Source organism: Enterococcus sp. (assembly GCF_022711995.1).
Taxonomy (GTDB): domain Bacteria; phylum Bacillota; class Bacilli; order Lactobacillales; family Enterococcaceae; genus Enterococcus_D.
Map to the genome: position 1 here is coordinate 1 of NZ_JALAHI010000092.1, position 6,213 is coordinate 6,213.

The window sequence follows — 6,213 nt, forward strand, 5'->3', positions numbered from 1 at the left end:
GTCTGCGCCATCGCATTGGTATTAAACATATATGATGGCTATGTGCATATTGCAAATATCTTGAATTATGAGAAATTGAAGCAATACATGAAAGAAGTATAACCAGATTATTCTTCTTTCATGTATTGCTTCTTTAGGTAGAGTGATCCCAAGACAATGGTTTCTATATCCTCACTAAGGCAGAGGCTCACTACCGAATCGATGGCTAGCAACCATCTACTTTTAAGGGGGCTTTTCCTCTTGCGAAAGATACTATCCATCAAACAACTATCTTGAACTAGTAACCATTTAGCAATCAACAAAAGTGCTTACTTGAAAAATGTTATTTTTTCCTCACCACCTATTCATAGAGATTTCTTTGTTTTCTTGGAATTTTTTCAGATGAAAGAAGTATTCTACTTTTTTAGATAGAAGGCTATATAGAAAGCTAGAGGGAGGTGAAGAAATATAGAAACCCTTGGCGGATTGATTTTCTGGATTCCGGTTTTGTTATTTCTTATTATTGGCTCACTGTTTATTCCATGGCGAAAGAATGTAACGTTGTTGTTTCTTTTGATCCCATTTTTGATTTTTTTACTGAATGTTTTTAACCATCATCATTATGAACCAGCCTCTGACTTGATGTACAATCTACTCGGTTTAGCACTTTCGACGATTGCCATCATCTTCTATCTGGTTTATAAGACTAAGAAAAAATAGCTGCAGATATTCCAAAAAAACGCCATCCTAGTAAAAGCGACTAGAATATTTTTCTAGTGCTTACTAGGATGGCGTCCTTTTTAAAGGATTTTTTTGATTGTTTTACAGTAATCAGGAATCACGTTAAAACATCATTTTTGCTCTTGCTACCTCTACAGTCAACTGGCCCACTTGTTCGATCGTTGTTGTACCCCAATTCAAGATATTTGCAATATGCACATAGCCATCATATATGTTTAATACCAATGCGATGGCGCAGACAACATAGACCAATCGATAAAAAGAGTTGGTCTTTTTATTGCGCCAGATTGCAAATCCTCCTAATAGGATCCCTAACGGAAAAATAAATGAAGAGACTCCAGCTAAAAGCAACAAAATCAGCCCTTCATCTTTCTCAGAAGACATTTGCTGAGTAATAAAGTTCAACTTTTTCTTTTTGTCTTCGATTTCCACATTGTTCTTTTGGATCTGCTCTTTTAATTGCTCATTTTCCTGTAACAGTTCATCGATAGACACTTGATAAAGCTTGCTCAGTAATACCAAATTATCAATATCGGGATACCCGCGCCCATTTTCCCACTTAGAAATCGATTGACGAGAAATTTGCAATTCTTCCGCTACAGAAGCTTGGGATAACCCACTTTTTTCACGATACCGTTTGAGTTGTTCTGCTAAGGCCACCAATTTCATCTCCTACACCTATTTTACAACTAGTTTACCATTAGAAATGGTTGCGGTCACGCTTGCACTTGTTGTAATCGTTCCAGCTTTTTGTTTAAAGCTGCAGGTTGCTTTCGTACTGGTGTGTGTTAAGGAACTTGAAGTAATACTTCCTTTCAATGCTTTGATGCTTAAATCTGTGGCCGCAGTGATCTTTTCTTTGGAATCGATCTTCACATTGTAGGAAGCAGTCCAACTTCCTTTGACTGTTTTAGAAACTTTATAAGTTCCTTTGGCGATTCGTGCAAGAGGCTGAACGTATTCAACCGATAAGACGACTTCCTCTCCTGCTTCATCAAGATAGCTTATTTCTTGACGTTCGGTTCCAGCAGTCAATTCATAAACAAGTTCTTCTGGATGGCTCTCATCAGCGGAGGCTACAAGAGATCCCCCGGCAAAACCTAACAAGCAGGCGACTAAAAACACTAATTTCTTCATGACATCACTCCTTTCATCTTTAGCTTTACTCTATCGTTTTTATCGAAATACAGGGAGAAACCAAGAGTTTACAGGGAGAAACGATTGGTTTACATCCCTAGTTTCTCCTTTATTGTAAACAAAAAGTTGCTTTTCTTCTATAACAATTATAGTGATAATTGATAGGTAGTATTTTTTGCGGAGGTGTCAGAATGAAAAAACAAAGCAAGCTTCTCCTTTTTAGTTTCAGTCTGCCTATTCTTAGTGTCTATCTTTTTCCCGCCTCCATTCAACGATTTGGTTCCTTATATGAATATGCGTTAGGATTTCCCCTAAGATTCGTTTGGTATCGAAACAACGAACCTCTTCAAAATCAATGGGTACTCTTTTCCGTGGAAAAATATTCTCAACTGCAAATCGACCTGCTCGGTTATTTTCTCGCAGTTTTGCTAACGTATCTCGTTACAGATTTTTTACTGGATCACGTAGAGCAGTGGCTGAACGAGCGTCATAGAAATTCTTTTTAGTCGGCACAACGATAGCTCTTGCCGGTAGAAAAAGCATCCTACCAGCACAAACAACAAGATATTGTAGGCGAAAATAAGTTCCCACTATATATTGTGGATAAAGCTGTTGATATGTGTATAACTTTGTTTCAGTCAAAAATTTTAGTCATAGAAATAGCTCCACACCAGGGATCAGCAGTAGTGAAAAAATGTTTTGAGCTACCGCTGGTTTCCCTCTGCATTTTCCTCATCAGACTTATCCTATCATTTGTCAATTTCTTTCAGCGCGGCTGCCGGTACTTCTTCTTTGGCAATTTCTTCATATGTCTCCACATGAGCGCCCTTATTCGTCAGTTTTAAATAGCGGTCCGTTTTTAAGACTTGGATCCCTTCAAACTCAACCACTCGCGTCTGACCATCTGCAGTAGCTGCTGCTTGCTTATAATGAGCCGTGCCATAGTTATTGACCGATTCTGGCTCTTGTGTTTTTACATAAATTTCACTCTTTGGAACCAGTGGGTTCAACTGATCCAAAATCCCCGCTACTTCCCCTGAAGCTCGATTAGTGTAGAACATGATGCCTCCGCATAGAAGGATAAGAAAAAGGCTGATGGATAAAATTGTTCGTAAGATTGTTTTCATAAGATACTCCTTTCATTTCTATTTCTATCTTAACAAAATAAAAACAGTGGAAATCGGCCTTAAGTCCCAATCCAAAATAACAAAATTGAAAGGTTCGTGTAAGAAAATTTCTACAACTTATTGATATTTGCTTAATCCTGCATATCAAGCTAGGCAACAAATACAAAAAAGATTACAATAATTAAAAAAAGGAGTACCTATATGCTTACACATTTCAATTTTATCGCTATTCTTTTGGCAACACTTGCTTTTATCATCAGTGGGAGCTTACTTTATAATCCGATCCATGCTTGGGGGCGCTTTTGGGCAAAAGAGTCCGGCATGCTAAATAAAGAAAGTCATCATATGTCTGCTGGCGATATCGTTTTTACTTTTGGTGGGACAGCTGTGGGCGGATTATTACTGGCATTTACACTAGGACAAGTCACCTATTGGTTCAATAAGTTTGACCATGACGGTTGGATGATGACGAGCTTGCAAGTAGCTATTTTGCTATGGCTGGGCGTATTTGCTGTGGCAACTTTCGTAAATGCAGCTTATGCTGGTCAAAGTAAAAAATTGATTGGACTGCACTTAGTGAATGGGGCAATCGAATTAATCGTCATGGGTGTCATCATTGGCTTATTCCCAGTGGTAGGGTAACAGAGCTATACACAATCATAATTAAGCGTCTCTGAGGCTATCCGTAACAGAAAAAATAGTGGGAATCAATCAGCGAAAGCTAGGTGGAATGACGATGGGGGCTAGCAGGTCTTAGGAAAATCCTAGTCCCACTTACTCCTCTTCTTTCAATCTGTTCCGCTGGTTTGGACGAACTTATGGGCTTGATTTTTTCACGCACCGCCAGCCAGTTGTTTCTTGCTTATTCTAGGATCAAAAAAGAAAGAAGGGATCACCATCAGCTATCTACCTAATCTTTTGTCCGTTGCACGGATCGTGCTAGCTGGTCTTTTATTGATCAATCAGCAGCCCTTGTTTTCGATCTGCTACCTCATTTGCGGATTGACGGATGTTTTAGATGGATTTATCGCCAGAAAATATCGATTGCAAACAACCTTGGGCTCAAAACTAGATAGTTTAGGTGATTTTATTTTTTGGTCCATTGTCCTTTTTCTTTACATTAAAACCAAGATCTATCCAGATTGGCTCATTTATGGCATTGTCTTAATCGCTAGTGTTCGATTCCTTAATTTGATTTTGACCAAAGTAAAGTTTGCTCAATGGGGCATGCTGCACACATTGAGCAACAAGATGACGGGTCTTGCCTTGTTTCTCCTGTGTTTCGTGGCATTTACTTTTGGTGGCGTATCAGGATATATTTGGGTCGTGACATTCCTGCTCGCTTTGTTTTCATCTATAGAGGAAACACTGATTGTCTGGCGCAGCACTTACTACGAACCGAATCCCAAAGGCTTTTTCACTGTTTCTCATCGATCCAGCAACTTTTAGCAACAGGAGTATCAAAAAAACGTCCAGCTTTTATTACAGCTGGACGTTTTTTGCGTGCTATCTATTATGAATAGTGATGCTTATTTATTTTTTCGCGTAGTCTGAAGCTTGAGCTCCTGCTTGACGACCAAAGACCATGATATCAGCAACTGCATTTCCGCCGATACGGTTTTGTCCATGAATACCACCAGTTACTTCTCCTGCAGCGTATAAACCATCAATAACAGAACCGTCTTTTTTCAAGACTTGTGTATTGGTATTGATTTTTACACCACCCATTGTGTGGTGGATTCCTGGTGCGATTTTGATCGCATAGTAAGGACCAGTTGTTAAGTCATAATCCATTGCTGTTTCACGACCAAATGCTTCGTCTTTTTTGTCTTTAACTGATTGATTCCATGTATCCAATGTTTTTGCCAAAGTATCAGAATCCATATCAATTTTTTTCGCTAAGTCTTCGATTGTATCTGCTTCAATAACTACACCTTGTTCTTTGTAGAAATCAACTTGTTTGGCACGACCTGCTAACGCATCATCAAAGATCAAGTAAGCGTAGCTTTCTGGAAGAGCGGTAATTGCTGCAGAAACATTGTCGCGGGTTTCTAATTCGTTGTAGAAACGTTCACCTTGTTGGTTAACTAAGATTGCGCCTTCTCCACGAACTGTTTCACTGACTAACATCCCTGTATCTTGAACAACTGTTGGGTGAACTTGGATTTGATCCATATCAACTGTTGCACCGCCAAGAGATTCGATCATTTTGATACCGTCTCCTGTGCTACCTTCAGATGTTGTGCTGACATACCCTTTTAAATCTGGACGGTATTTTTCAATCATTTCTTTGTTTGAGCCAAAACCACCAGTGGTAACGACAACTGCATTCCCATTGATTGTTTTTTCTTCATCACCGATTTTTACAGAAACGCCAGTAACTTTTCCATCTTTTTCGTTGATTTTCTTCACATCCGCATTTACGAACAAAGGAATTTCCTTTTCATGGATATTTCTCAATAGTCCATCTACCAAGTAAGTTCCGACAGCAGAACCATCATGTGGACGGTGGATACGTTTCACACTTGCACCACCACTGTAGCTGATGTTGTCTAATGTGATTCCCATGCCGTCTAACCAGTCAATGGCTGAAGCTGAGTTATCGACTAAGTAGTGTAAAAGTTCTTGGTCATTCGTACCTTTACCACCTTTTAGTGTATCATCAAAGAACTGTTGGTTGCTGTCTTCGATTCCTTGTTCTTTTTGGAATTTTGTTTCAGAAGCATTCATCCCACCAGAAGATTTCAATGTGTTTCCGCCTGCGATTGGCATTTTTTCCAAGATGACTGGATTCATACCAGCTTCTTTGGCAGATAAAGCAGCGGCCATTCCGGCACCACCAGCACCAACGATGACGATATCATATTGATCCTTTAATTCAGAAGGATCGGTATATTCTTGTTCAGACGCACCTGAAGCCACTTCTGTTTCACTTGATGATGCTGAACTTTTTGCTGTTTCGCTATCTTTTGTTGCCCCGTCACTACCACAAGCACTAAGCAATAATAAAGTTGCAGCGCCGATCACTAATTTCTTTAATCCACTTATTTTCACTTTTTTCCCCCAACTTTCTTTCTTTTGTTTGATTGCTTTTGATTTCGCTTTTTAAACCCGACCCATCACCATTGTTACATCATTAACAAACGAAAACAACAAACAACAAGCAATTTTACTGGCTTTCGTATCCCTTTACGATAGCAAAAACAAACCCAACGTCCCTATATAAACA

Annotated in this window: 8 protein-coding genes; 4 read left to right on the forward strand and 4 right to left on the reverse strand. The window is 39.2% G+C overall.

The genetic code is table 11. From position 1 onward, the window contains the following. The first annotated feature begins 486 nt into the window (after positions 1-486). A complete protein-coding gene (locus Q0A12_RS09115; RefSeq protein WP_291292337.1) occupies positions 487-699 on the forward strand; it encodes a hypothetical protein in 213 nt (70 codons plus the stop codon). A gap of 123 nt (positions 700-822) precedes the next feature. Here the strand turns inward: Q0A12_RS09115 and Q0A12_RS09120 are convergent, their stop codons facing one another. Together Q0A12_RS09120 and Q0A12_RS09125 are read right to left on the reverse strand one after the other, a co-directional pair. Beyond that, positions 823-1,380, reverse strand: a complete 558-nt coding sequence (locus Q0A12_RS09120) for a helix-turn-helix domain-containing protein (protein WP_291292338.1) — start codon at positions 1,378-1,380, stop codon at positions 823-825. Between the two features lie 18 nt (positions 1,381-1,398). Then, positions 1,399-1,857: a DUF5626 family protein gene (locus tag Q0A12_RS09125; protein WP_291292339.1), complete on the reverse strand. Its 459-nt coding sequence runs from the start codon at positions 1,855-1,857 to the stop codon at positions 1,399-1,401. 191 nt (positions 1,858-2,048) lie between these two features. Between Q0A12_RS09125 and Q0A12_RS09130 the strand changes: the two genes are divergently transcribed. Then, positions 2,049-2,363: a hypothetical protein gene (locus tag Q0A12_RS09130; RefSeq protein WP_291292340.1), complete on the forward strand. Its 315-nt coding sequence runs from the start codon at positions 2,049-2,051 to the stop codon at positions 2,361-2,363. A gap of 243 nt (positions 2,364-2,606) precedes the next feature. Here the strand turns inward: Q0A12_RS09130 and Q0A12_RS09135 are convergent, their stop codons facing one another. Continuing rightward, positions 2,607-2,984: a YxeA family protein gene (locus tag Q0A12_RS09135; RefSeq protein WP_291292341.1), complete on the reverse strand. Its 378-nt coding sequence runs from the start codon at positions 2,982-2,984 to the stop codon at positions 2,607-2,609. Positions 2,985-3,185: 201 nt separating this feature from the next. Here Q0A12_RS09135 and Q0A12_RS09140 point away from each other — a divergent pair, with 201 nt between their 5' ends. Together Q0A12_RS09140 and Q0A12_RS09145 are read left to right on the forward strand one after the other, a co-directional pair. Beyond that, positions 3,186-3,626, forward strand: coding sequence for a DUF1761 domain-containing protein (locus Q0A12_RS09140; RefSeq protein WP_291292342.1), 441 nt, complete (start codon positions 3,186-3,188; stop codon positions 3,624-3,626). Positions 3,627-3,842: 216 nt separating this feature from the next. Beyond that, positions 3,843-4,433, forward strand: a complete 591-nt coding sequence (locus tag Q0A12_RS09145; protein ID WP_291292343.1) for a CDP-alcohol phosphatidyltransferase family protein — start codon at positions 3,843-3,845, stop codon at positions 4,431-4,433. Positions 4,434-4,517: 84 nt separating this feature from the next. On the opposite strand, the gene Q0A12_RS09150 is transcribed toward Q0A12_RS09145, so the two are convergent. Further along, a complete protein-coding gene (locus Q0A12_RS09150; protein ID WP_291292344.1) occupies positions 4,518-6,038 on the reverse strand; it encodes a flavocytochrome c in 1,521 nt (506 codons plus the stop codon). Positions 6,039-6,213: the final 175 nt, after the last annotated feature.

Excerpts from the sequence above, each read along its gene's own strand:
- Q0A12_RS09125 (WP_291292339.1), bottom strand. The coding sequence starts at position 1,857 with ATGAAGAAATTAGTGTTTTTAGTCGCCTGCTTGTTAGGTTTTGCCGGG.
- Q0A12_RS09130 (WP_291292340.1), top strand. The coding sequence starts at position 2,049 with ATGAAAAAACAAAGCAAGCTTCTCCTTTTTAGTTTCAGTCTGCCTATT.
- Q0A12_RS09135 (WP_291292341.1), bottom strand. The coding sequence starts at position 2,984 with ATGAAAACAATCTTACGAACAATTTTATCCATCAGCCTTTTTCTTATC.
- Q0A12_RS09140 (WP_291292342.1), top strand. The coding sequence starts at position 3,186 with ATGCTTACACATTTCAATTTTATCGCTATTCTTTTGGCAACACTTGCT.